The 24893-nt window shown below is 69.1% G+C and carries 18 protein-coding genes; 8 read left to right on the forward strand and 10 right to left on the reverse strand.

Annotated elements, in window-relative coordinates:
* Positions 1-159: 159 nt before the first annotated feature.
* From B5557_RS00505 to B5557_RS00515, 3 genes are read right to left on the reverse strand one after another with little or no spacing between them, the layout of a single operon-like run.
* Positions 160-882 carry a helix-turn-helix domain containing protein gene (locus B5557_RS00505; protein WP_079657249.1) on the reverse strand — a complete coding sequence of 241 codons (723 nt, stop codon included), beginning with the start codon at positions 880-882 and terminating at the stop codon, positions 160-162.
* On the reverse strand, positions 882-3005 hold the full coding sequence (locus B5557_RS00510) for a hypothetical protein (RefSeq protein ID WP_079657250.1): 2124 nt from the start codon (positions 3003-3005) through the stop codon (positions 882-884). Before B5557_RS00510 ends, B5557_RS00505 begins: the two co-directional genes overlap by 1 nt.
* On the reverse strand, positions 3005-3619 hold the full coding sequence (locus tag B5557_RS00515) for a DNA-binding protein (RefSeq protein WP_079657251.1): 615 nt from the start codon (positions 3617-3619) through the stop codon (positions 3005-3007). Before B5557_RS00515 ends, B5557_RS00510 begins: the two co-directional genes overlap by 1 nt.
* 447 nt (positions 3620-4066) lie before the next feature.
* Between B5557_RS00515 and B5557_RS00520 the strand changes: the two genes are divergently transcribed.
* Entirely contained in the window at positions 4067-5188 is a 1122-nt protein-coding gene (locus B5557_RS00520; protein ID WP_079657252.1) for a three-Cys-motif partner protein TcmP, read from the forward strand.
* Here the strand turns inward: B5557_RS00520 and B5557_RS00525 are convergent.
* Positions 5160-5915 (reverse strand): DUF5131 family protein, encoded by a 756-nt coding sequence (locus B5557_RS00525; protein ID WP_079657253.1) that lies wholly within the window; start codon positions 5913-5915, stop codon positions 5160-5162. The genes B5557_RS00520 and B5557_RS00525 overlap by 29 nt on opposite strands.
* A 658-nt stretch (positions 5916-6573) precedes the next feature.
* Between B5557_RS00525 and B5557_RS00530 the strand changes: the two genes are divergently transcribed.
* Positions 6574-7746: an IS110 family transposase gene (locus B5557_RS00530; protein WP_079657254.1), complete on the forward strand. Its 1173-nt coding sequence runs from the start codon at positions 6574-6576 to the stop codon at positions 7744-7746.
* Between the two features lie 397 nt (positions 7747-8143).
* Here B5557_RS00530 and tpg read toward each other — a convergent pair whose 3' ends face one another.
* Positions 8144-8728 (reverse strand): telomere-protecting terminal protein Tpg, encoded by a 585-nt coding sequence (tpg, locus tag B5557_RS00535; RefSeq protein ID WP_079657255.1) that lies wholly within the window; start codon positions 8726-8728, stop codon positions 8144-8146.
* A gap of 60 nt (positions 8729-8788) precedes the next feature.
* Between tpg and B5557_RS00540 the strand changes: the two genes are divergently transcribed.
* Entirely contained in the window at positions 8789-9850 is a 1062-nt protein-coding gene (locus B5557_RS00540) for a TniQ family protein (RefSeq protein WP_159424288.1), read from the forward strand.
* Positions 9851-9892: 42 nt separating this feature from the next.
* Here B5557_RS00540 and tap read toward each other — a convergent pair whose 3' ends face one another.
* A complete protein-coding gene (gene tap, locus B5557_RS00545) occupies positions 9893-11935 on the reverse strand; it encodes a telomere-associated protein Tap (RefSeq protein WP_443031325.1) in 2043 nt (680 codons plus the stop codon).
* Positions 11936-12477: 542 nt separating this feature from the next.
* Between tap and B5557_RS00555 the strand changes: the two genes are divergently transcribed.
* Positions 12478-14130: a WD40 repeat domain-containing protein gene (locus B5557_RS00555; RefSeq protein ID WP_079657259.1), complete on the forward strand. Its 1653-nt coding sequence runs from the start codon at positions 12478-12480 to the stop codon at positions 14128-14130.
* A gap of 196 nt (positions 14131-14326) precedes the next feature.
* Here B5557_RS00555 and B5557_RS00560 read toward each other — a convergent pair whose 3' ends face one another.
* Complete coding sequence (locus B5557_RS00560) at positions 14327-14602, reverse strand: hypothetical protein (RefSeq protein ID WP_079657260.1); 276 nt, start codon at positions 14600-14602, stop codon at positions 14327-14329.
* A 241-nt stretch (positions 14603-14843) separates the two neighbouring features.
* On the opposite strand from B5557_RS00560, the gene B5557_RS00565 reads away from it, so the two are divergent.
* Positions 14844-16055 (forward strand): tyrosine-type recombinase/integrase, encoded by a 1212-nt coding sequence (locus tag B5557_RS00565; RefSeq protein WP_231976519.1) that lies wholly within the window; start codon positions 14844-14846, stop codon positions 16053-16055.
* A complete protein-coding gene (locus B5557_RS00570) occupies positions 16046-18313 on the forward strand; it encodes a tyrosine-type recombinase/integrase (RefSeq protein WP_079657262.1) in 2268 nt (755 codons plus the stop codon). The genes B5557_RS00565 and B5557_RS00570 overlap by 10 nt, the downstream gene beginning before the upstream one ends.
* 31 nt (positions 18314-18344) lie before the next feature.
* On the opposite strand, the gene B5557_RS00575 is transcribed toward B5557_RS00570, so the two are convergent.
* The 3 genes from B5557_RS00575 to B5557_RS00585 all read right to left on the reverse strand — a co-directional run bounded on the left by B5557_RS00575 (position 18345) and on the right by B5557_RS00585 (position 22794).
* Positions 18345-19076 carry a dienelactone hydrolase family protein gene (locus B5557_RS00575; protein WP_079657263.1) on the reverse strand — a complete coding sequence of 244 codons (732 nt, stop codon included), beginning with the start codon at positions 19074-19076 and terminating at the stop codon, positions 18345-18347.
* Positions 19077-19159: 83 nt separating this feature from the next.
* Complete coding sequence (locus B5557_RS00580) at positions 19160-21619, reverse strand: site-specific integrase (protein WP_079657264.1); 2460 nt, start codon at positions 21617-21619, stop codon at positions 19160-19162.
* Positions 21616-22794 carry a tyrosine-type recombinase/integrase gene (locus B5557_RS00585; protein ID WP_231976181.1) on the reverse strand — a complete coding sequence of 393 codons (1179 nt, stop codon included), beginning with the start codon at positions 22792-22794 and terminating at the stop codon, positions 21616-21618. The genes B5557_RS00580 and B5557_RS00585 overlap by 4 nt, the downstream gene beginning before the upstream one ends.
* A gap of 992 nt (positions 22795-23786) precedes the next feature.
* On the opposite strand from B5557_RS00585, the gene B5557_RS00590 reads away from it, so the two are divergent.
* Both B5557_RS00590 and B5557_RS43415 read left to right on the forward strand, forming a co-directional pair.
* Positions 23787-24125 (forward strand): hypothetical protein, encoded by a 339-nt coding sequence (locus B5557_RS00590; RefSeq protein ID WP_159424289.1) that lies wholly within the window; start codon positions 23787-23789, stop codon positions 24123-24125.
* A gap of 3 nt (positions 24126-24128) precedes the next feature.
* Positions 24129-24860: a Crp/Fnr family transcriptional regulator gene (locus tag B5557_RS43415; protein WP_079657267.1), complete on the forward strand. Its 732-nt coding sequence runs from the start codon at positions 24129-24131 to the stop codon at positions 24858-24860.
* Positions 24861-24893 lie beyond the last annotated feature (33 nt).

Genomic DNA, 24893 nt, shown 5'->3' on the forward strand with positions numbered 1-24893 from the left:
GAGGCAGTGCCGAGCAGTCCGGTGACGGGGATGGTGCTGGTCCTGACCCGTCACTTTCCGTGCTGCTGTCGTCGAGCCGGCAGTGCGGCAGCAGGATGGGCAGTCACTCAGCGGCGGCGGGATGTGGGCACCTACGATCCCAGCACCGCCCCAGAGGCATCAGCGCGGGCGCCAGGTGCGGATCTCCAGGTGGATGATGTGCGCATCCGGGCGGATGCGGCCGGTCTCCACCAGCCATTGATGGACGGCTGCGGTGACGTCTCCGCCCGCGGCGTCGACGCGCTGGGCAAAGCCGGCGGCGTCGTGCCCGCCGGTCTGGGCAGAGCCGTAGGAGCGCTCCTCGGTGTGATCGGCGCGCTGGATGACGTCACGGCGGATGCCCGGTGAGTCGGTGCGGCTGCCGGAGGGGTGCACGTAGCCGGCCTTGGCCAGGCGGACAGTGAAGGCCAGGCGCAGGCCGAGGCGGGCGGCTTCTGCGATCAGGGGGCGCAGTCGGGAGGAGCCGGAGGCGATCGCCTGGGCGCCGACGCGGCCGGTGCCGGAGCCGGTGGGGGTGATCAGGACTGCTTTGCCGCGCACCCTGGCTGTGGCACCGGAGGCGGTGGTGCGGCGGGTGATGTGCCGGCCTGCGATGGAAGCGAGGTCGGGGAGGTCGGTGATGCCGCCTGTCTGGACAGCGGCCAGGACCTGGCGCAGGGCAGGGACGAAGGCAGCACCTTTGCTCTTTGTGTAGAACTGGGACACCAAAGAGGCATCGCGGTTGATGATGCGGGCGATGTCACGCTTGGAGTAGCCGGCCGTCTGCAGCTGGTCGGCCAACTGGGCGGCCTCGTTCAACTCGCCTTGCCCAGCGGGACGGTTACGGCGGGGGCGGGGTGGCATCAGGCCTCTCCTGCGCTCGGGGTGAGGGCGGCGCGTCCGGCGTCCCGCAGGGCAAGAAGTTCACTCTCGGTCGTGGGGGCGGCCACGGGAGCAGTGAGGTGGCCCTTGAGGAGGTAGTCGCCGGGCTGATGGTGATACGGCCAGGCCTGCGGCTGGGTGAGGTAGAGGGCGTCGGTGCGGAAGGCGACGACGCTGCCGGGCTCGGTGTGCAGGGCGCCGGCGTAGGTGTCCTCGTCGCGGTGGCGCTGGGTGAGCAGGGCGGCACGGGCCCCGGACCAGATCGCGGCGGCCCATTCGGGGTGGGCGTTGGGGTCCCGGCTGAAGCCGGTGGGCTTCTGCCAGGTGATCTGTTCGTCGTCGAAGCCGATGATTTCGGCGTCCGGCGGGACGTCGCGCTCCATGGTGCGGGGGGTGGTGCCGGTGACCATGCGGGGGCGCTGGGCGAAGGAGCCGATGCCGTACAGGAGGATGGCGCGCACCGCGCGGGAGGCGAGGTGGGCGGCGCGGGCCTGCTGGGCGTCGCCCTGGAAGTGGGCCTGGGCGGAGAGGTTGGTCCAGGTCTCTTTGAGTTTCTTGGCCCAGTCGTCGAGGGGTTTGCCGTCCTCCCACAGGATCCCGTCGAGGATCTCGATCTTCCACGGGGTGATGGGGTTGGTCAGGGCGGTGTGGATTTCGGGGCCGCCGGCCCAGGTGGTGAAGGTCGTGCCCGGGATTGCCGGGTAGTGCCAGGCGCGGTCGCCCGGTGCGGGGGCGGGCAGGATGCCGACGTGGTTCCAGGTGTCGGGGACGGTGACCCGCACCTGCCAGTGACCGCAGCCGTACAGGGCCCGGGTCTGTTCCTTCTCGCTCCAGGCTGCGAAGGTGGCGGCGGTGATCCGGCGGGGGGTGCCGACCGGGGACTTCCAGGTGTGTTTGGCGTAGGCGAAGGTGCGGTCGTACTCGACGAGTTGGGGCAGTTGTTCGGGCACGCGGGGCGGGAGGATGAGTTCGTTGCGTCCCTGGCCGGCCGTGGCGTGCAGCAGGCCGCGCAGTTCCTCGGACAGGACGGGAAAGCCTTCGGCGTGCTGGCCGCGGGTGGGGATGGTGCGCGTCCACAGGTCGCGGCCGGTCTGCGACGGGGATCCCATGATGACGGCGTCGGTCCAGTGGCGGCGCAGGGCCTGCCACAGCAGTACGAACGCGTCCCGGACGGTGGCCGGGTCGTCGCCGCCGGTGTCGAACCACTCCCCCACCGAGCGGATTTCGACGTGGCTGTCGCCGTTGTCGCGCTGGTAGCGGCCGACGGGGTTGCGGGCGTGGACGAAGTGTCCGGCCATCCGGTCCTTGCCGCGGCCGGTGTCGGTGCGCCAGCCCGGCGTGGGGGCGTTCAGCCAGGCCGCGACCGCATCCCTCAGGTAGGGGTAGCGGTCGGCGTCGCGGTGCCAGGGGTCACCGGCGGTGATGTAGATGCGCTCCGTGCCTTCGGGCAAGGTCTGGAAGACGGCGGTCAGGATGGCGGCGACCGAAGTGTCGGCCAGGTCGAGGCGGTAGGTCTGGCTGCGATGCACCAGCACACCCGTGTCCGTGTCCAGGAAGACCGTGGAGCGGGCCTGCTGGGTGAAGTTCGGTGGCGTGGAGAGCAGGTTCGGGGTATGCGTGAACCAACTGTTGCCCGCTGCCCCGTCGGGGATCGACGGGAGGGCACGCGGCGCGTCCGGGGCTGCAGGCTCCGTGGAGGCGGGGCCCCCGGCAGGAACGGCTGGCGGGGAGGCAGCGACGGGCAGTGCTGGTGCGGTGGCGGCCGTCGCGGGCGCTACCGCTCCCCTCCGGGCGGTGGGGCGGGGCGGAGTCTTCGTGCCGTCGTCGGCAGTGGCCGGGGCGTCCGGCTCAGGGTGGGAAGGGGCGGTCTCGGCTGTGGTGAGGCGGTCGGGGGCCAGCGCAGGGGCCAGGCTGACGACGTGGGCCAGGCTCAGTCCCGCCGCCGGGGCGATCCGTTCCGCATTCGCCTTCTCATACCCGGCCAGCTGAATGATCTGCCGGTCCCGCTCGGCCTCCAGCTTCGCCAGGGCGGCCCGGGCCTTTTTGATCTCGTCCCGTACGGTGCGCAGTCCGGCGAGGGCTGCGGTGTAGCGCTGTGCGTCCATCAGGCTTCCTTGTCCGGACGGCGGGCGGCGGGTGCGGGGACGTAGGCGATCGCCCCGCCCGAGTGTGAGACGAGCCGGCTACCCAGCAGCAGATCAGCGAGCATCCGGTCAGCCTGCGCGGAGGCAGTCACGTGCTGGACGGGCGTGGCCAGGTCGGTGACGTAGCCCGCCAGCCGCGCGTGAGGGAAGGCATAGCGGCCCTGGGCGTTCCTCTCCCAGGCTTCCAGGCCGGTCAGCACGGCCACCACGTAACCCGACAGGGTCACCGGCAGCACTCCACCGGCCGCCACGCTCGGCGCATCGCAGCGCCACCAGCCGCGCAGCGCCTTGAGAAGGTCCTCGGGGGCAAGGGAAGCCGCGAAGCCAATCCAGCTCCGGTCCGGTTCCTGTACCTGCTTGGCCGCGTCAACCCGCAAGACAGCGATCTCCTGAGCATCCAGCCGGTCCAGCGGGGCATGCCGGCGCTGACCGAGTGCCTGGACCACATGGAGCGGAACCATGACGCGCACGCCACGGTGAGACAGGCCCGGCAGCAGTCCGGCATGCACGAGACGGCGGAAGGTGGTGATGGCGCAGCCGAGTTCCTGGGCTGCCTGCCCGGTCGTCAGCAGCATCCCACCCGCCCCTTCCATGCAAACTCTGATATCTGATTCGGCATGAACGTTAGCGGAGTCCTGAGGAACCGTCAAAGACCGGCTGACCGGACCCCGCCCATCAAAGCCCAGGCTTCCTGCCTGCCGTCGACTCCATGACGGAGGCGGACGAGGCAGCCGGTCGGGGCCATCACCGCGCAGATGGGAGTCAACAATCACCTGGGGTAAGCGAATGGGGACGAGGCGGCCGACCCGTCGGGCTGGTCCCGCGGCAGACTCACCGGGCCATTTTCCCGGTAGGGGCCGGTCCGGTTGGCAGACGCTCTTCAATCAGCTGGACGGCCCGCTCCCCCGGCGGCTGATACGCGGTCTTTACGCTGAACGTCGTTGCGCACACCATCTGTTACCAGGGGATGCGACTGGCACGCGCCAGCCGCCGACCGTGGCGATCCTGAACAGGGGGCACGGATGGGCGTCTTGTGGAAGCTGGAGCCGGCGACCGCGGCCAAGCACCGGTTGTACCAGCGGTACCTGGACGCCTGGTGGCCGATCCTGCTGCAGACCTCCCAGAACACCGGCTACTCCCGGCCCCGGGTCACGCTCCTGGACGCGTTCGCCGGCCCGGGCCGCTACGAGGACGGCGAGCCGGGCTCACCGGTGTTCATCCTGGACCGCCTGCTCGGTCATCACGCGGTCGACCGCATGCACCTCAGCCCCCGGCGGGTGCATCTGATATTCATCGAGAAGGACCGCGCGCGCCACGAGCACCTCGTGGCGGAACTCGTCTCCCGCTTCGGGCCGCTCAAGGATCTGCCGGTACGGGTGGAGGTCCGGCGCGGTGAAGCGGGCCGCGACAGCCTCGCAGTCCTCGACGGGCTCGGAGCCTGGGGCCACCCGATCCTGGGGATCTTCGACAGCTGGGGCAGCGTCAACGTGCCGCTGCAGGTGATGTCCCGCATCGCCCGCAACCGCTCCAGCGAAGTCATCACCACGTTCGGACCCAACTGGTTCAGCCGCCGCGAGGAGCTCAACGCCGACATCCTCGACACGGTCTTCGGCGGCCGCGGCTTCTGGACCGCGGCCGCCGACGAGCTGCGCCCCGACGAGAAGTGGCGCGTGTGGCTGCGCACCTACCGGGACGCGCTGCGCCGGGCCGGCTTCGGATACCAGCTGCAATTCGAACTCGTCCCCCGCACCGGGCAGCCCCTCTACCTCGTCTTCGGCACCGGCAGCACCGCGGGCCTGAAGGCGATGAAGGACGCCATGTGGAAGGTCGACGACCTCGACGGCGAGAGCTTTCGCGACCTCCGCACCCGAGGCGCCAAAGCAGACGGCCAGCTCGACCTGTTCCAGGCCGCAGGTCTGATCGACGACGAGCTGGCCGAGCTGGTCACCCAGCGCCTGAGCGCCGGGGCCACCACCGTGGAGGCGATCGGCGAGTGGCTGCTGACGGAGAGCGCCCGATGGATGCCGAAGCACGCCTTGAAGGCGGCCCGGCAGATGCGGCAGGACGGCGTGATCGCCGTCCAGTCGCCGGGCAAGCTCACGACGAAGAGCCAGATCAGCCTGCAGGCACAGGTTCGGGCATAGGCATCTGGTCCCAGGTCCGGCCCTGAAGATGCCGGCCGGATGCCTTCGGGGTCCGGCCGCCCCACTGCTTGAAGAAGAAGGCCACATCGGCCTGCAGGCAGGCGTCCCGGATCCCCGTGACCCACTCCTGCTCCATCGGGCGGAAGCGGGGGCCGGACTCGCCTCCGGCGATCACCCAGTGAATGCCCGTCAGGTCCAGCCCGTCCAAAGGCCCGAGCAACGGCTCGCACGACAGGAACCGCACCGCGGCCGGAACCTGCCGCAGGTCGTCGACACGCGGCAGTTCCTTCGCGCTCTCCACGGACACCCCCATCCACAGGTTGGCCGGCCACGTAAGCCGGTCGGCGACCTGCCGCAGCCGGCGCGCCCGCTTCGTGAGCACCTGATACGTGTGCTGCGGAGTCCGCGCGATGACGTCGAAGACCTGCTCGACGTAGTCCAGCGGGACGCGGGCGTGGAAGAGATCCGACATCGAGTTCACGAACACCGTGCGCGGCGCCTTCCAGCCCAGAGGCACCCGCAGCGCGTCCGGGTGCACGGTCAGGCCGAAGCCGGGGCCGGAGGTGCGGGGGTCGCCGTCGTTCTGGTACTTCGCCGACCCCATGGCCTTGAGCCGCTTCGCCAGCGTCAGCGCGTAGCAGTTGTCGCATCCGTCCGAGACCCGGTCACAGCCGGTCGTGGGATTCCACGTCGCCTCGGTCCACTCGATCGAACTGCGGTCACTCACCCGTCGGCTCCCCATCCCCTGCGGTCACGGCCGCCCGCAGGCCTGGCCGTACAGCCCGCGGCGTGTCCAACGAACCATCAGGCCGCCAGACATCGGCATCCAATCATCCGTTACCGCCAGCCGTCACAGCTTCCCCTAAATAGAACATGTGTACCCTTTTCTGCGGTGGTGCGCGCGATACGAACCAGCCATTCGCCTCCGGCTGCGCCACCCCTCTGCGGGCAGCGGTCAGGCTAGGTCGTCCGTGAGCATGCCCTGCTGAAGGAGCTGCTCGACGCTCGTCCCGCGCCGTTGGGCCATCTCACGGAATGCGTCCCGTTGCCGCTGCCAGTCCAGAGCTCGGCTGGCGGCGGATTGGCGGATGTAATCCTGCGTCGAAATTCCCAGCATGGCCGCGTGCTCGCGGATGGCGGTCTGTTCCTCAGTCGTCCCTACCTTGTTGATCGGGAGGAGCGAGCCATTCGTAGGGTTGGCTCCCCCAGGGGCGCTGGGTGTGGCTTTCAGTCGTCTGCCGTGTCTGTGGCTTCCGTGGATTGGCCGCCCGGCGCCCCACGACGACTCGGCTGCTCATTAGGAATTGCGGCACTGATCGCTCAGTAGGGACTCGACAGCGAGGTCGTCCGTGGTGCCTGTACGAACACGACCTGCGGAGAAGTACGTGACAGCGATCTGGGCCGGTATCGACGCTGGGAAGACCCATCACCACTGCGTGGTGATCGACGACACCGGCAAACGACTGCTGTCCCGACGCGTCGCCAATGACGAGGCCGAACTGCTCAAGCTCCTGGGCGACGACGCCATGTGGGGCATTGACCTGGCGGACGGCGGGGCCGCCCTGGTCATTGCGATCCTGCTCAACCACGGCCGGCAACTCCTCTACATCCCCGGGCGGACGGTCAACAGGGCCTCCGAGGGCTATCGGGGCGATGGCAAGACCGACGCCAAAGACGCGGCGGTCATCGCCGACCAGGCGCGTATCCGACGGGATCTCACCCCGTTGCGGCCCGGCGACGAGCTGGTGTCCGAGCTGAAGGTCCTCACCCGCCACCGCCGTGACCTCAGCGACGACCGCACCCGGACCATCAACCGGCTCCGCGGCCACCTCACCGAGATCTTTCCCGGCCTGGAACGCGAACTCGACCTGGGCAACGTCGGCCCTCTGGTACTGCTTACCGGCTACCAGACCCCGGCCGTCATCCGCCGGGCCGGCCGGCGGCGTCTGGTCACCTGGCTGCGCAACCGGAAGGTCCGCAGCGCCGATGAACTGGCCGCCAGGGCCGTCCAAGCCGCCGAAGCCCAGCACACATCCGTCCCCGGCGAGGACATGACCGCCCACGTGGTGCACTCCCTGGCCAGGGAGGTGATGGCCCTCAACGAGAAGCTCGCAGAGACCGACAAGCTCATCGAGGGCCGGTTTCGCCGGCACCGCAACGCCGAGGTGATCGCGAGTATGCCCGGCATCGGCTCCCTGCTGGGCGCCGAGCTCCTGGCCGCCACCGGCGGCGACATGGACGCCTTCGCCAGCGCGGACCGGCTGGCCGCCTTCGCTGGCGTCTCCCCGACGCCGCGTGACTCCGGAAAGATCAGCGGCAACCTGCACCGCCCCACGCGCTACAGCCGACGCCTCCAACGCGTCTTCTACACCTCCGCGCTGATCAGCATCCGCTCCTGCGACGAATCCCGCCGCTTCTACGACCGCAAGCGCGCCGAAGGCAAACGACACAGCCAGGCCGTCACGGCGCTCGCCCGACGCCGAGTCAACGTCCTGTGGGCCCTTCTTCGTGACGGACGGTGCTACAACCCCATACCGCCCGTCACTCCGGCCACTTGACAACTCCATTAGGAATCCACCGCATACGGTCCTCCCAGCTGGTGGCATCTTTTCAACCGGCCCTCATCCTTGCGCCTGCATGCTCCTGGCGGCCAAGAACGACAAAGGCGGCCGCCCTTGCGGACCGGAGCTCAGCAGTTCGGACACGGGGTTTGCGAGGAGCGCGGCAACAAATGCCTGTCCGGTTGGCTGGGATGTGGTTGTCTGCGTAGATTTCTGCCACTGACGCGGCCATAGGTTCTGCTCTCGGCCTCGCCGCGGGGTCGCGGCGCCTCGGCTCAATCCGTTGGCGCGGGCTCTGCATGGCCAGCACGAAATGCCCGCTCCTGACCTGCCTCCCTCGTTCCAGCCCCGACCGGACGCAGGGCCTGCCCGCAGGTACGGGCGCCGTCTGCGGTCAGTAATAGAACTCGAGGTAGTCGATGCGGTCGAGGGTGACTGTTTCTGCAGTGGGGGCGGGTCTGGTCCGGTGGAAGTAGCAGGCGCCCAGGGCGTCGCTGAGGATGCGGCGCAGCTCGTCCTCGGGCGCGTTGCGGTGTCGTGCGGCAAAGAGCCGTTCGATGTAGGGGGCCTGCAGGCTGAGAGTAAGGAAGCGCAGGCGTGGGTCGTCGCTGGATCCGGCTGCCGCGGTGAAGCCCAGCCAGGCTCGGAAACTGACCATCATCTGGCCGTTGTTGTGCAGGATGGCGGTATGGGCCCGGTGGCGGATGCGGGGCTGCCACAGGCGGATGATGTCCCGTTCCACGGCTTGCTGCACGGGGTCCTCCTCGGACGGCCGGCGCACCGTGCGGAGGATGTCGAGTTCGCGGGCCGGCACGTTGAGACGTGTGGCGAGTGCGGTCTGGTCGCCGCCCGCCTGGCGCAGCAGAAAGGCCAGTCGGGCCCGGGGCGAACGGGGCGGGTTGCGGGTCCAGTGGCGTGCGTCGGCGCGGTCCAGAGCTTCTTGGACGGTGGCGGCGCTCAGGCGCAGGGGCGGCGGCATGGGCGTGGCTTCCTTTCGGGCGGGTGAGGTATGCGGTGCAGGGGCTGGAAGGATCGGTGGATGCTGATAAGTGAGCCTGTGGGCCCATTGCCGCGGCGGGTGGTGCCGATTCACGGCGAGACACTCGCCTCGTATCTGTGGCGGCTGGCGGAGCGCAACGGGATGGCTTTCGAGGAGTTGGCCCGGCATATCGGCGGGCCCCGCACGATCGGGCAGGCGGACCCCCAGGTTGAGGAGGTGCGGCTGGGCCCGGTGGCGCAGCAGCGTCTGGCTCAGGTCAGCGGCCGCTCGGTGGGGCAGTTGGAGCGGGCGCTGCCGTCGTGGGCGCACAGCCGTATCAGCGCGCGGGCGCGCCGTCAGGTGCAGATCGAGGCGTGGCCGCTCGATCAGGCGCCGGTGCAGGCCTGTGCGCTGTGTGTGGCGGGGCACGGCGAGCGGCCGGTGTGGCGCGTCTGCGGTGAGCAGTGGGCGGTGTGCACACGGCATGGCCGGTGGACGGGGACGGCCAATGGCCGTTTTCAGGTGGGGCTGTCGGAGCTGCCGGAGGTGGTGGAGGCGCAGGTGCGCAGGGTGCGGCTGCAGCGCAGGACGGGCTTGTTTGCGCGGGCGTTGATGGCGGATGCGCAGCAGGTGGCCGTCTACTGGTGGCAGTGCCGGCAGATGGGGGTGCGCGGGGTGTGGCGCAGGCGGCAGGACATGTTGGGGGTGGACCGGTCGGCGTTGTGGGCGGTGCCGCTGGTGGTGTATCCGGAGGCCGTGATCGTGGCGGAGGCGATGGCGGTGCGGGAGCGGCAGCGTGCGATGGGGCGCAGCTTTGCCGGAGGCCCGGCCGGGTGGACGACGGGGCGGTGGGTGGCATGGGTCGGTGCACGCCTTGGCATGGCAGGAGAGATGGCCGAGGGCGGTCATCGGGCGCTGGAGGCGTGGCTGATGGCACACCGCAACACGGTGCCGGTGGTAGAGCGGCTGGCACGGCAGGAAGGGCGGGCGGTGGCGCGCAGTGTGCCGCTCGCGTTGATGGAGCCGCATCGGGTGATTCCCTCGTACGGGCCGTTGGAGCAGGCGTCGTGTCTTCCGTGGCGGCTGGGCTCGCCGATGACGAGCGTGCCGCTGTGGCAGTGAGAGTGCACGGGTGTCTCGCCCGGTGACAGAGGTGGCCGTTGCTCAGGCGGGGTCTTTGACGTAGCGGGCGGGGTTGATGCCCTGGGCGTACTGCTGCTGGTACCAGCTCATGGACTGGGTTCCTTCTTCCTTGGCCCAGCCGGGGTTGACGCCCAGGCGCAGGAGTCCGGGCGTGCCTTGCTGTTCGGGTCCTGGCGGGGCGACATCGAGGGCGGTGGGCACATGGGCCGGGTAGAGAGCGCAGTCGGCGAGGACGGCGAGCGGGTAGCGGTCTGTTTCCTGGGCCATCTTGCGCATTTTGCGGTGCAGGGTGACGCGGGCGCGGGAGACGACGGCGGCACGGATGTCGGGGCGCCAGGTGGGTTTGTCCAGGGCGGGCCAGCGGGTGTAGGGGGCGGTGCTTTCGCGTGGTCCTTCGCGGAGTTTGCCCAGTCCGCCTTTGGCGGTGGCTTTGATGGCTGCGAGCAGGGCGAGCAGGGCGGGGTCGGCCGTGGCGAGCTTTTGCATGGCGGCGAGGTAGTCGGCCTGGGGGATTTTCTCGTGCACGCCGAGGTCGGCCATGGTGGCGAGGTAGGCGTTGCGGATCCGTTCGTACCAGGGGGTGAGGTAGGGGCCGTGATCATCGCGCAGGTAGGCCTCGGCCGGCCGGACCTCGATCCCAAGTTCCTGGGCGTAATCCAGGGTAGGCGTGGTGTACCACCCCGGTCCGGTCGGGGCCTGTCCGGTGGCGGTGAAGGGTGAGGGCAGGCGCGGGTCCAGCGTGGCGTGGGTGAGGTCGCAGAACCACGCACCGGGGATCTTCTTGTTGAAGGTGGGCGCGAGGACGTGGCGGGGCGGGGAGTTGAGGCCGACCGGCAGGCCGGAGGAGGCGGCTGCGAAGGCGAGGTTGGTGTCGAGCCCGACGACGTGGGGGAATTCGGCGGCCTCCTGCTGGCTGGGCGGGCGGCTCCAGTCCCAGGCTTCCTCCTCCATAGCCTGCTCGGGCAGGCGGCCCCGGGCGAGCGGATGGGCGTCGGGGGCCTCGGGCGGCGCAGGTTCCAGGGCCGTGTGCAGGCCGCGGGGGTTAGGCGCTGAGCTCCAGGTTCCGCTGTCAGGGGCGCGGTGCGGTCTGGTGGGCGGCCGCAGGGCGGTCATGAGTTCCTCGCCGCACACGGCGGTGGAGCCGCGGGGGGTCAGCAGCCGGTCGGTGTAGGTGCCCAGCAGGCGGGCGAGGTCGGCAGGCGGCAGCGGTGGAAGGTTCCAGCCGTCCTGGGACAGGGCTCCCCAGGCGGTGATGGCCAGTTGGACGCAGGCGCGCTTGTTGTTCCTGACGGGCCGAAAGGCGCGGGTCCAGGGACCGAATCCGCGGCGGGTAAGGCTGAAGCCTGCCTGATGGAGCTGCGTGATGACCGGGTGGGAGTCGGCAAGACGCACACGGGCGCGGTCGTCGAGAGCGGCTGGGAGGTGCAGGGCTGCACTGGCTGCGGGTGTCAGGACGATGAGCGGGTCACAGTCGCTGTCGCGGCCTTGCGTGGACAGCTTGTCCCGGCGCAGGCCGTTGCGCAGCGTCCATTGCAGCAGGGAGACGAGGTCCTCGGCGTCCAGCGGCAGCTGGGAGCCGTTGGTGAAGTGGGCGGTCAGGGTGTCGTCGTGGTCGATGACGGCCAAGGGCCCGGTGGGCTCAACCACGGTCTGAGGCGGTGCGGTCCGGCTGCGCGGTGGGGATGCCAGGGGGGTGGTGGCGGCAAAGAGTGATGGCTGCTCGGCCTTCATGCCGGCCCTCGAGGGTGGTGCGGGGGTCGGCTCTTGAAGGGGCGACGAGTCCTGATGGTCTGGCCTGTGCAGGGTTTTCAGGCCCTGAAGGAGGCGCGCGTAGGCGGCGCGGCGAGCGGCGAACGGTTCCTGGGTTCCGGCTTCCCAGGCGGCGATGTCCTCGGCCGGGCAGTCGAGTGCATCGGCTATCTGGTGAGTGGACAGACCGGCGGCTTTGCGCCGCCGTTCCCGTTCGCGGGGCGGGGGCAGGGGGATGCGCTGTACCGAGAGGTCGGCAAGGAGCTCATCCACGCGCGCAAAGAGTTCGGCTTCGTCACCGTGGTCTGCTGACACGCTACGAATCTGTCAGGCTCACATGTCAGGCCCGTCGGATTTTCGTCATCGCGGGGCGGCTGTGCGGGGAGCGGTTCGACGCCTGTGGCGCGACGGACGAACGAGCCTATCCAGGGCAAAAGGTTTCCTTAGCGGAGCGAGTTCTGCGGGAGATGCTCTGCCTGCTGCGGACCGTCTTGCCCGTTGAACCTGGACCGCAGCGGTGGCTGACGGCGTTTGTACGGCTTGGATGGCGGATTAAAGATCATGCGGCGCCGCCCTTGCACTAGGGTCCGTCTTCAAACGGATCTTGCCCAGAGCAGGAATGACGCGAGACTGACACCGGAATGCCGTGCACGGCCTGCACCTCGGTCAAAAAGGCACGGGCCGCACGCCGGCCCTCGGTCACCGGCTCGTCCCCAGCGAAGGCCAAAGCCGAAAGTATCGGACGGCTGGCTAGCGGCAGATCTTCGTTTTCGGGCACCACTGCGAGCACACCGCCACCCTCGTCCCGGCAGAGGCTCTGATTGACTGTCCGCCAGTCGGGGAGGAAGGGGCGGCACATGGACTTGTTCCGGCGCGGGAAACGGTACGAACGGGCCCGAGCTGCCGCAGCGGCCGCCCGGGCGGCGGAGTGGGGCGGCGGCCCGGAGGGGGAGGCGCTGGGCGACCTCCACAGCTTCCGGGACGAGGTCCTGGCGCTCACCGCCCTTCCCCCGGACGTCGAAATCCTGCTGTCGGACCTGGCCGTCGGCTGGGAGGACGTCACGCCGGAGCTCCCCGCCCTGACCGTCCTGCCGATGATGGAACGCCGGGGACTCGTCGCCCTGCCCCGGGGCGGCGACGGACTGCGGCGGATCACGTTCCCCGGACGGCTGCACGCCCTGATCTCCTCCCGCCGCACCCCGGAGGAGATCCTCGCCGGGCACCGCCGCATCCTCGCCCGGGCCGTCACCCTGCCGCCGGAGGGCGGCCACTGGTGGCAGCTGCCCGTCGCCGAGACCTACCTCTGGCACCACCTGCCCTGGCACATCGCCGCCCACGACCGCGCCGCCGCCGTACGACTGGTGCAAAACCCCCGCTGGCAGGCCGCGAAGGTCAGGGTCTGCGGCGTGGCCGCACTCCGCGCGGACCTGGCGATGTTCGACACCCCCGAGATCGACGCGGCCCGCCGGGCCGTGGACCGCGTCGCCCACCGCCTGGAGCGCCGCGCCTGCCCGGACCCGGTTCTCCGGGCCGGGCTGCTGCTCGACGCCCTGGCCGGCGAGGCCGTCCTGCGGGCGGAGGCCGAGCTCCTCCGCCAGGAGCTGCGGGAGGAGGCCCCGGGTCGCGTCGCCACCGACCTGGCGTCAGCCCTGGTGGGCGTGCTGCCGTCCCCGTCGTACGTCAAGGACGTCGCCCTGGCGGCGGACGGCAGCTGGCTGGTGACGGCCTCGGGCCACAAGGCCAGCCGGATCCACGACGTCGCCGACCGGAGCGTGCGGCACGTCCTGGGCCCGACCGAGGGGGTCCACGAGGTGTGCGCGATCACGCCGGACGGCAGCCGGGTCGTCACCGGGGACTACCACGCCGCCCGCTGGTGGGACGCCGCCACCGGCCGGCACCTGCGGTCGGTCGACGGCTGGACCACCCAACTCGCCCTCGACCCAGCCGGTGCCTGGGTCGCCACCAACACCGCGCCCCGCCCCGCAGTCATCGACAGCACGACCTACGCGATCAAACGGCTCGGGAAGGAGTCGGACGACCGCACTCTCGTCACCGCCATGGCCTGCTCCCCGGACGGCCGGACCGTCGCCGTCGGCGAACAGAGCGGGCGGATCCAGCTGTGGGACCCCGTCTCCGGCAAACTGCGGGCCGAACTCCCCACGTTACCGGGGTCCGTCTACCGCCTGGCCTTCGCCCCCGACGGCAGCTGGCTGGCCACCTTCACCCTGGACGGGGTCCGGATCCTGGGTCTGCCCGGCGGCCGGGAGCGCCTGCACATCCCGGGCTCGCAACCGTTCGCCGTCGGCGATGGCGGCCGCTGGCTCGCCGTCCCGGGGGACACCGTCCGCTTCCACCGGACCGACACCGGCGAACTGCTCGGCGAGTTCACCCCGGACCACCGCGGCTGGGACCACCGCGTGCGGACCTCGCCCGACGGCCGGTACCTGGCCACCTGGCACCTGGGCAGCGCCTCCATCCTCGTCTGGGACGCCCGACGGCTCGTCCGCTGACACACAGGGACAGCGCAGGAGAGCCGCCCGGTGCCGGCCCTTCACGCCCGCCATCGAGACCCTCCGCAGCCCGATCCCCGCTCCCCGGCACCCGCAGCCGCCCCGACGGCCCGATCCACATCGCCGTCCAAGTACACCGCGGCGACGAGTGGGACATCCTCACCGGCAGCACCGTCCCGAACGGCCAACTCGAGGACTACTCACGTTGAACTCGTTGGCGGGTGGGGCTGACCTCCGTGACCGCGAGGACCGTCCCGGAGGGCGGTCCGGGCACGGGATCGCCCTCCGCGGGCGCGGTCGGCGTGAACGTGGAGCCGCGGCCCTTGGACATACGGATCAACACTCTCCTCGCGGATTCGCTGTCGCCCAGGGCGCGATGGCGGCCGCCGAGCCGAAGCCACCGGAAGGAGCCGACCCACTCCTTGTACGCCTCCATGAGGCAGTACCAGGAGTCCTCAGGTTCCAGGTGCATCGGCTTCTTTCCAGCCCGCCGGGCGTCGCCGAGGACAACTCCCCTGTCGAAGTCCGCGTTGTAGGCACAGATGACCTTCCCCTTGGTGACCTGGCGCAGCCGCGGGAGGATCTCCTCGAAGGGGCGGGCGTCGTGTTGACCGAACTAACCGGTGTGTCTTGGCCGAGTGACATCGAGGGCCGCAGTGCTCTCGTTAGCTTCCCAGTCCCCTTGGGACCTTTGGGAGGGCTTCTTGACCACTGTGATGCGCGATGTCCGGTCGCTACGTGTACGGCAGATCGGCCGCCTGGTCGCGGTTGCCGACGCGCCGATTCCGTACCAACTGCTCGACGTCGATGGCGGCCAGGTACGTCCGGTCACCGACTACTTCCGCGAGCTGACCGCCAGCGACTACAGCCCACACAGCCTGCGTTCGTACGGGCTCGCACTGCTGCGATGGCTGCGTTTCCTCGACGCGGTCGACACGCCGTGGGACAAGGCCACGCGCACGGACGTCACTGACTTCGTGTTGTGGATGCGCGAGGCGACGAAGCCGGGGCGGCCGAACAGAAAGGCCGGCCAGACGAACCCGGTGACGGCCAAGCGCTACCTGAGCAGGAAATACGCGCCCGCGACGATCGACCACAACCTCGCGGTGCTCCGGGAGTTCTACGATCATCACCTGTCAACGGGGGCCGGTCCGCTGGTCAACCCGGTTCCGGCGGTGAGGACTGTCGACGGCGGGCGGGTGAACGCCCATCACAACCCGATGGAGACGTTCCGATGGCACCGTCGGGCCCCGCTGCGGCAGCGCCGCCCGCAGCAGACTCCGCGCAACATCCCCGACCGCCTCTTCAACCAGGTCTTCGCTGCCTTGCGTTCGAACCGTGACCGGGCCCTGATGGCGTTCTTCATCTCCACGGGCGCGAGGGCCTCGGAACTCGTCGGCGTGACGAACGAGCGGCTGAACATCGGTCAGCAGCTCATCGGCGTCATCCGCAAAGGCACGCGAGCCCTGCAGTGGTTGCCCGCCTCCACGGACGCCTTCGTCTGGCTCAAGCTCTACCGTCACGAGCTGACCGCCGACGCCCCGCGCGGACCCGGCGCCCCGCTCTGGGTGACCCTGCGGCGCCCGTGGAAGCCACTGACCTACGACGCGGCCCGGATGGTCTTCACCCGCGCCAACGAGACGCTGGGCACGAACTGGACCCTTCACGACCTGCGCCATGCCGCGGCTCACCGCATGGTCGATGATCCGAAGCTGTCGCTGACCGACATCCAATGGGTGCTCGGACATTCCCAGATCACGACCACGCAGATCTACACCGAGCCCCGGGCCGAGGACGTCATCGAGCGCATGCGGGCCCACTACGACTCCCCGCCCCAGGCCGTCTCCGCACCGAAGGCGCCGGCGGAGGGCTACCGCCCCGAGGTTCTGGCGACGCTGCTGGGAGGGGCCGGGGCATGGGCATGATGCGAGCGAACCGGACCATGGTGCCGCCGCAGTTGGCACAGGAACCCGAGGTCGACAGCCGGGGGCGGCCCGCGATCCGGCAGTGGGACATCCCGTCGGCCCGGCCGCGGCCGACGTCCTGGCCGCACACACGGCTCAGCCCGGAGGATCTCTCCGAGCGAGTGCTGACGGTCTCGGAGGACTACCACCACGACCGGAAGCAGTTCGCCCGGCTACGGCGGGCGACGCCGAAGGTGCTGGAGTGGTTCACGCAGTGGCCCGGCGAGACCTGGCAGGAGCGTTGGCTGGCCAGCGGCTTGGAGGACAAGGAATCCGACTGGATGGAGGACTTCCTCGCCTGGCGGGAGGCCCGCGGCGAGTGGGTCAGCTACGACGAGCAGGAGGCCCGCTCGGCGATGTGCTGGCTGATGCAGGCCCAAGCCTTCCACCCGTCGCTGGAATGGATCTTGCGGCAGCGCTTCAACTACGTGCTGTCCCGAGTGCCCGCGACCTTCGACCGAGACGGTCGTGCTCGACTCGTCGCGCACCTCGATGCGACGGGCCGCACCGCCCCACGCACCAGGTCCCGGGTCATGAAGACGATCGGGCGACTCATGTTGTGCAAGGGCGGGTTGATCAGCGACATCACCATCGGGGACTGCCTTGAGTACATCGAGGTCTACGACCGCGTGCTGCCTGCGAACGGGGGGAGGTACGACCGAGCCTTCTACACCGTGCTGTTCGAGCTGGGCACGTTCGGCGAACACGCTCCCGACCGCCTTCGCGCACTCACGGTCAAGGGGCAGCTCACCGTCCCGCAGATGGTCGACTACTACGACATCAAGTGCAGACCCATCCGCGATCTGCTCGTCGACTACCTGACAGTGCGATCCGTTGACCTGGACTATTCCACCCTGCGGAGGCTGGCGCAGGTGCTCTGTCAGCTGTTCTGGAAGGACCTCGAAGAGCACCACCCCGGGATCAGCAGTCTCAAACTCAGCCAGGATGCCGCCACGGCCTGGAAGGAACGGCTGGGGACCATCCGGCACAGCCCCGGCCGGATCGGCAAGCAGCGCTTGCAGGTCCAGCCGATCCTCCTCCTGGTCCGGGCCTTCTACATCGACCTCGCGCAGTGGGCGGTGCACGAACCAGCTCGTTGGGGGCCCTGGGCGACCCCGAGTCCCATCCCGTCATCGGCAACGCAGGTCGCCAAGGAACGCAAGCGTGCGGTCGCCCGCATGCACCAGCGCACCCGGACTCGGGCGCCACTGCTGCCGGAACTGGTCACGGCCGTCGAACGTTGGCGCCGGGAGAGCAAAGACCTCTTCGACCGGGCGTCGGCCGTCGAGTTCGGCGAAGGCGTCGACCTCGGCGGTGAACTCTGGCTGCGTCACGCCGGCCGACAGTCCGACCGGCAGCGGATCGTCGTCCTTCGCCCGGAGACCGGTGAGCAACGTGACCTCACCTTCGAGGACGAGCGCTCGTTCTGGGCCTGGGCATCCGTCGAGACCCTGCGGCACACCGGCATGCGCATCGAGGAGGTCCTCGAACTCACCCACTACAGCTTCATTGCCTACACGCTGCCCAGCACCGGCGAGGTCGTCCCGATGCTCCAGGTCACCCCGTCCAAGGCCGACCGGGAGCGTCTGCTGCTGGTCTCGCCCGAACTCGGTGAGGTGTTGACCGCCGTGATCCAGCGGGTCCGCGAGGGACGTGACGCGATCCCGCTGATCTCCCGTTACGACCAGCACGAAGGGCTGCACAGCCCTCGGCTGCCGTTCCTCTTCCAACGTCGCCGTGGCTTCATCCCGACCGCGATTCCGCCCGCGTTCATCGCAAGCGTTCTGCGCGAGGCGCTAGAACGAGCCGGACTCACCGACCAGACGGGGGCGACACTGGACCTCACGCCACACGACTTCCGTCGAATCTTCGCGACCGACGCCCTTCAGGCTGGTCTGCCGCCGCACATCACCGCGAAGATCCTCGGGCACGAGGACGTGAACACCACCATGGGATACGCGGCGATCTACCCCGAGGACGTCATCTCGCACCACCGGGCCTACATCGCCCGTCGTCGGCAGCTCCGGCCGAGCGAGGAATACCGCGACCTCACGCCGGAGGAATGGGACGAGTTCATCACCCACTTCGAGCTCCGAAAGGTTGCGCTAGGAGTCTGCACCCGCGACTACGGCACCCCCTGCGTCCACGAACACGCCTGCTTCTCTGAACTAGCTAGTGCCGTGTCAGGCGACGTTCGTCCTGGTGACGATCCCGCGTAGGCGCTCGTCGGCGACGTGCACTACAGACGTATCAGCCCAGATGTCGGGTGAAGAACCGCAGCGAGTCGTCCATCTCGAACCGCGGCAGATCTCCGTGCTTGCCGGGGTTGGCGTGCAGTGTCTTCTCGGCTGAACCGATGGCCTCGAACAACGCCAGGCTCTGTGCACGGGGCATCCGCTCATCGTCCCACTGGACCAGAAATTGCACCGGCATGGTGATCTGCGCGGCGGTCCCGACCAGCACGGGCGCCCCTTGCAGGCCCAGCACCGCGGCGCGGACTCGAGGTTCTGCGGCGACGAACGGTATACCGAGCGCGCAGCCCAGCGACACGCCCCAATAGCCCACCGGTCCGCCGCCGATATGGTCGAGTCGCTGGAGTGCGGTCAAGGCCGCCTGCCATTCCGCGACGGTCTGCCCGGCCACGAGCGTGTACATGGCGGTGTCCAGCGCAGCCGTATCCTCTCCGGCGGCCATACGCGCCCGGTACTCGGTCGCGATCCGGTCGAACTCCTCGTCCGTCGGGCGCTCGCCGTGGTTGGGCACGTCGAGCGCGGCGACCGCGAACCCGCCCTCGGCGGCGAATCGATGCGCGCGGGCCAGAATGCCGGGGGCCTTCTTGTGTTGCCCGCCGCCGTGTCCCATCAGGATCAGGGGGCGGGTGCCGTGGGCGTCTTCCGGCGTCCACAGCACGCCGGGGATCTCATCGAGGATGAAGAGCTGCTCGGTCACGCCGCCCAACGACGTTTTGGAGATGAAGCGCATAGAGTTTCAAGCCTTTCGGGGCACTTCTTTGAACACGTTCTCGATGCCAGTTGAGGGCCATGCGGCAGCCCATCTTCGTGGATTCATCGATCACCACGCATGGTGGGGATGCCAAGGTCCACGGCCGTATGCTGCCCGTGGCCCCGATCGAGCTGGTTGAGCTTCTCCTCGGCGCCAGCCAGGCTGACCTGGAGACCCTCGACCTCTCCGAGCCAGCCTTCGCGCTCGGCCTCGGCGATGCGGGCGACGAGGTTGTCGCGGATCTCCTCCAACCGGCCGCGCTGGGCCGGGTCCGGCCGGAGAAGCGAGCAACGAACGCAAGCGTGTTCATGAACACAGGGGCTTGAAAAGGCGCGACCGCAGGTGCCGATGGAGACCTTGCGCTTCTCGAAGTGCGCGAGGAAAGCGTCCCATTCCTCCTCGGTCGGCGTCCGATACTCTTCGCTGCGCCGGCTGGCCCGGCGACGGGCGATGAAGGCGCGGTGGGCCTCGATGGTCTCGGCCGGGTAGATCGCCTTGTAGCCCATCGTCGTATCAAGACTCCGATGCCCGCAGAGCACTTGGGCGATGTGCGGTGGCAGACCGTTCATGATGGCGTCGGTCACGAAGATCCTGCGGAAGTCGTGCGGGGAGAAGACGAGCGGTTCTCCGTCGGCATCGGTCAGGCCCGTGGCGGCCAGCGCGTTGAGCAGAAGCTTGCGGAGCGCGGTCGGAGTGAAAGCGCGGTGCTCGGTGCCGATATCGCGCTGGAACAGCAGTGGCATCGGCGGGTTCCAGACCCGCTCGTGGACATCGTAGGAGGTCACCAGCGGGATCGCACGGCTGCTTCCTCGCAGGCGGCGGACGATGGTGGAAAGGACGTCCGCCAGTTCCGGGCTAACCAGCAGGAGCCGTTCGCTGTCGGTCTTGGACGGGGCGACCTGCAGCAGGGGCACGACTTCGCCGGTGCTCGGGAGCCGGTATTCGGTGATGCTGTGGTGGGTCAGCTCCAGGAGCTCCTCGTTGCGAATGCCGGTCAGGCGTAGGACCTCGATCGCGGCGAAGGCCCAGAAGGCTTCAGTCTCCTCGTAGGTGAGGTTCCGCCGCCGCCCGGTCGAGGTCTCCTCGGCCCAGGTCATGTGCCCAGCGGCCTTGGACGTGACGGCTCTGCGCAAGGCTCCGGCGGTGTCGGGGATAAGGTCCCCGGGCCGGGTGTGCTCGGCGGCGGCAAGTAGTTCGGCTGCGGCGCGTCGCCTGCGGTCGACGGCGTCGGCCAGCACCGGCAGGACGGGAAGCCGTTCGCGGGTGCGCTGGTCCATCCGCGCCTTGCGGTGTTTGCGGTCCTTGGCCTTGCTGATCTCGTCGTCGCTGATCGGGCAGGGCACCACCCACGGCGCCCAGCGGGCCGGTTCTTCCGCCGCCCAATAGGCGATGTCCAGATAGAAGGCGCGGACGCGGATGAGTTCGTCCTTGGCGTTCAGCCTGGGGCTGGCGACCTCGACGGCGGTGCCGTCCGGACCGATCGTGGTGCGTTTCTTGGTGGCGATGTCTGTCTTCCAGGCGCGGGCCAGTGCCGGTGGCAGCCGCAGGGAGTCGATGTCCGGTGAGAGCGCTTCGATTCGGGTCCAGAACAGCCCGGCCAGGGTCCGCGACACCGCGTCCAGGCTCGTGTAGTCCAACGACGGCTGCCGTTCGCGCAGGTAGTCCACGATCAGGTCGCGCACCGGGCGGCACCGGATCGGATAGCGATCCACGAGTTCTTCGATGCTCAGTCGGCCGGCGGCAAGCCCGAAGGCCCGGATCGTGGCCGGGGCGTCCTCAGGGAAGACATCCAGGGCCCGCAGTCGAAGGTAGAAGTCAACTTTCCGCTGCCCCCCGCGGACATGGACCCGGCGCAAGGTGTCGACCAGCTCCACGCAGTCGCCGACGGTGATGTCCGCGATCGACCCGCCCTTGCAGGCCAGAATCATGGCGATCCGGGTCGCCGCGATGGTGGCCTCGCCTCGGGCGCTGGTCGGCCCGGATTCGGCCAGCTCTGCCAGCCCTGCGAACCCGTCGGGGTCGCGGACCTCGGCCATGACCGGAGCCAGGTGCTTGTGCGTGCGGGTGAGCATCCAGGCCAGGTCGGGACGAATGACATCGCCGCAGACCAGCATCAGCAGCCCGGAGATCAGGTCAACGCGCTCATACGACGGCGACAGCCCACTCTGGCGCAAGAAGCGCAGCGGGAGATCCGTCCAGTCCGCGCCGGGGATCTCCTCGGCGCGGCCGGCCTTCCACCGCTGCTGCCAGGTATCCCCCGGGAGGCTGGACAGCCAGCGCAGAAGTTTGGCGACCCCGCGCCGCCGCCCGGCCCGGGTGGCGTTCGCGGCAGCCAAGAAGGGTGGTGCCGTCAGCCGACGCAGCACCTCATCCGCTGACTGCTCTGTCGCCGGCCACCACGCCTCCGCGGAGCGGGGCGGGAAGCGTTCCCGCAGTACGTTGTTCTGCGCCCTGGCCTGTTCAAGTGTTGCATTCGCGGTCTGCAGCTGGCGGCGCGTCGAGTGCTTCGTGGTGCTGGTCATGAAGACCGCCCGAACAGGACGTCCAAGGCTTCAGGGTCGTAGCCGGGTGCCGGAGGCGGCGGCACCGGCTCGGCGAGCCGGTCTGCCCGCCGGGCGTGGTGGGCCAGCACCTCGGCCACAACCTCGTCCTGGCGCGGCGCAAGGTAGATCTCGGTCGTGGTCAGATGCGCATGCCCGAGGACCCACTGCACGTCAGTCAGCGTCAGCGCCGGGTCGCGCACCATCCGGGCGGCGGCGCTGTGACGAAGGTCGTGAAGCGTCCAGTCCGCACCGAAGGTAGCGTTCACCCGCTCGAACATGCGGTGAGCGCCGTGGTAGGTCAGCGGCTGAAACGGACGCCGCAGCGTCCACCACACTGGCTGCGTCCGGCCCCGCGGCACCAGCCCGTGCAGCTCCTGCTGGTAGAGCCGCAGCCACACGAACGCATCTGCCGAGGCCGGCACCTGCTGCCGGGCCCGGGAGCCCTTCCGCGCAACGCTGATCAGCTGCTGCCCCGGGTCGACATCGCACTGCCGGACGCCGATCAACTCTGAGGCCCGGACTCCGCTGGAGATCCAAAGTGCGATCATGGCCCGGTCCCGGTTCGACCGCAGCGCCGCGAACAACGTGTTGAACCACTCGTCCGGGATCGAGCGCGGAATCCGGCGCGGAACCGTGGGCCGGTAGCGGCCGGTCCGCTCTGGCGCCCAGGCTTCCATCGGGTTGTGGTGTGCGTGCGCGCGGCCGGTACGACGAGCCAGGTCCAGCGGGAACGGGTTGAGAAGCGGCCCGGATCCGGCATCACGGTGCAGGTCGTAGAACCTGCGCAGTACCGTCTCGCTGTGGGCGACGGTCGACGGGGCATAGCCGAGCCCAGGGCCCGTTTTCCCGGTCACCGGGTTCGGGGCGCCGACTGTACGGTCCGACCGCCGCCTGGCTGCGGTCGCTCGCGGCTTGACCGCCAGCTGGATCCAACAGCTGAAGTCCCGAGCGTCAACGCGTGTCGCTTGATCCCACGGCACCTTGACCGCGTGCAGGAACCGCCACCACCGCAGCAGGTCCATGCCATAGGAGCGGACGGTCGCCGCCGTCTTCCCGGCTGCGAGCAGCTCCTGGAAGAACAATGCGGCAGGGACCACGGCCGCGCCGTCGGCGTCGACGAGCCGGTAGGGCTCGTACCGGTCGCCGGTCTCCACCAGCCGACCCCACCGAGGAACGGCCAACCTCGACAGATCCCGCTCGGGCACACCATCGTTCATCACGACCGCAGACCGTACTGGGCGACAACCTCACCCGTGCCCTGAACTGCACAATCAACGTGGTTCGTTCAGTCAACGGGGCATCCGCTGTCCGGCCCTGCGACCGGACCCAGGACAGCAAGCCCGACTGGAGGAGATCACCGACAACCTGCAGGCCCGCATCGAGGAAGCCCAGACCCGGGGCTGGCGAGGCGAAGTCGCCGGCCTTGAAGCGACCCTCGCTGCGGCACAGGGAAAACTCAAGACCATGCACGAACTCGTCCGGCGTCACGGACGCACGCACCTTGGGATGCCCAACTTTGGACCGTCGGCAGGGCGACGGCTCTGATGTTGATCGCAGGGAAGATCTGAAATCACTCAACATCTGGGCCGCTACAACGCCTCAGAATCCCTCCCTGGAGGGATTCTGAGACTACATTCACCCAATATCCCTCCGGGGAGGGATATTGGATGCCGGATGGAGGGTTTTCTATAACTCGCTGAGACACGGCTTACGGAATTGGGCTGGCATCAGCGTCCGCCGGGCTTCCCCGAGGGTGGCCCCCCCGGGGTCCCGGCGCTTTCGTCCAGAGGCTCCGCCCGGCATGCCGGGCGGAGCCTCTGCGCTCACGCTACCGGCTCGCGGCCATGCTGCGAAGGGCGCGATGCTGCCGTCGGCGGCATCGACGGGGCGTCTAAGTCCTCCCGGAAAAAGGGAAGGTGAGGTTCCGTCGCTTTCCAGCAGCTCCAAAATCCCTACCTGTGAGCTGGAATTGTTATGGGACCGCACGCATGCTCTAGGATTTGCCGTCAGCCGGTAGGGGCCCCTCGCCAGGGCCCGCAACCTACTGGTGACAGCCCAATTCCGATTAGCGGAAAGGGCTTCGGCCGAGGGCCGAAGCCCTGCCGCTGTGAGCCATCGGCTCACGCTCAGCAAAGGGGTGTCGCGCATGGACGCGAACCTGACGATCCTTCTCATCTGCCTAGGCGTGCTCGCCGTGGCCAGCTTCGCAATCTGGCGGCTGTCGAGTACGCCGGCGCGCATCGTCGCCGTGATCATCGCGTTGGCCACACTGGTCGGCGCCCTCAAGCCCCTCGTCGAGCTGCTCAGCGAGAAGCAGCAGCCGACCGTGACGCCGGGCGTCTCCGCCACGTCGTCTGCTGAGGGCCCGACCACGGGAGAGACCGCGCTCTCGGACTCCAGGCCGAGCGGCTCCTCTCCCACCGACATCCCTCTGTCCGTGACCGCGCCGCCCTCCTCCACGGCGGTCCCCACGGAGGTGAAGTAGGCGATGACGGTGAAGTTGGTGACTGCCCAGCGTCGATTCACTGGAGATCTCTTCGGCAACCAGATTGGCAGCAAGGAGGTCGTTGACGCACTCGCCAAGGTCATGACCGCGCACGTCCTGGACCGGGATGAGCTCGCCTTTGGCTACAAGCGGCGTGGTCAGGTCTTCTTCCTCGTCTCTGGCTGCATCCGGGAGGAGAGGACCCTCGGACACACTCGCCTCTGGAAAGCGGGAACGATGTTCGGCCGTTGGGCGAGCGCACGGTCTTCGTTCGCGTCCTCGGGATGGGCTCTGGCAGACACCACTGGACTGTCTGCCAACTCGACGGACATCTACAACCTGGCCATGGAACATGGCGAAGTGTGTCAGGCGCTTGCGCGGATGGACGCTTTCCGCATGAACACGCTGGACGGGGTCTACTGCGCGAGCAGGCAGTCCCCCCTGGGCCGCGTCGCTCGCCTCCTGATCTATCTTTCCGAGGACGCCGGTCGGGGCTACCAGACTCGTTCCGTGGACGGACGCAGGGTGGTGAAGTTCGTCCCGGGAGGAATCGTCGACGGGCCTTCCCAGGGGGACCTCGCTGATGCGCTCGCCCTCGGGAGAGCCACGGTGGAGAAGGCCCTGGCCACTCTGCGCGAGGACGGGATCTTGGCGCGGCCCACCGGGAAGCGCACGAACCGGTTCTACGAAATCCTTGACCGCGATCGGCTGGACAACATCGCCCGCGGGGTGTGACTCGCCCGTCGTTGCAATCTCTCGGGTCCCGGC

This window comes from Streptomyces sp. 3214.6, assembly GCF_900129855.1.
GTDB classification, from domain to species: domain Bacteria; phylum Actinomycetota; class Actinomycetes; order Streptomycetales; family Streptomycetaceae; genus Streptomyces; species Streptomyces soliscabiei.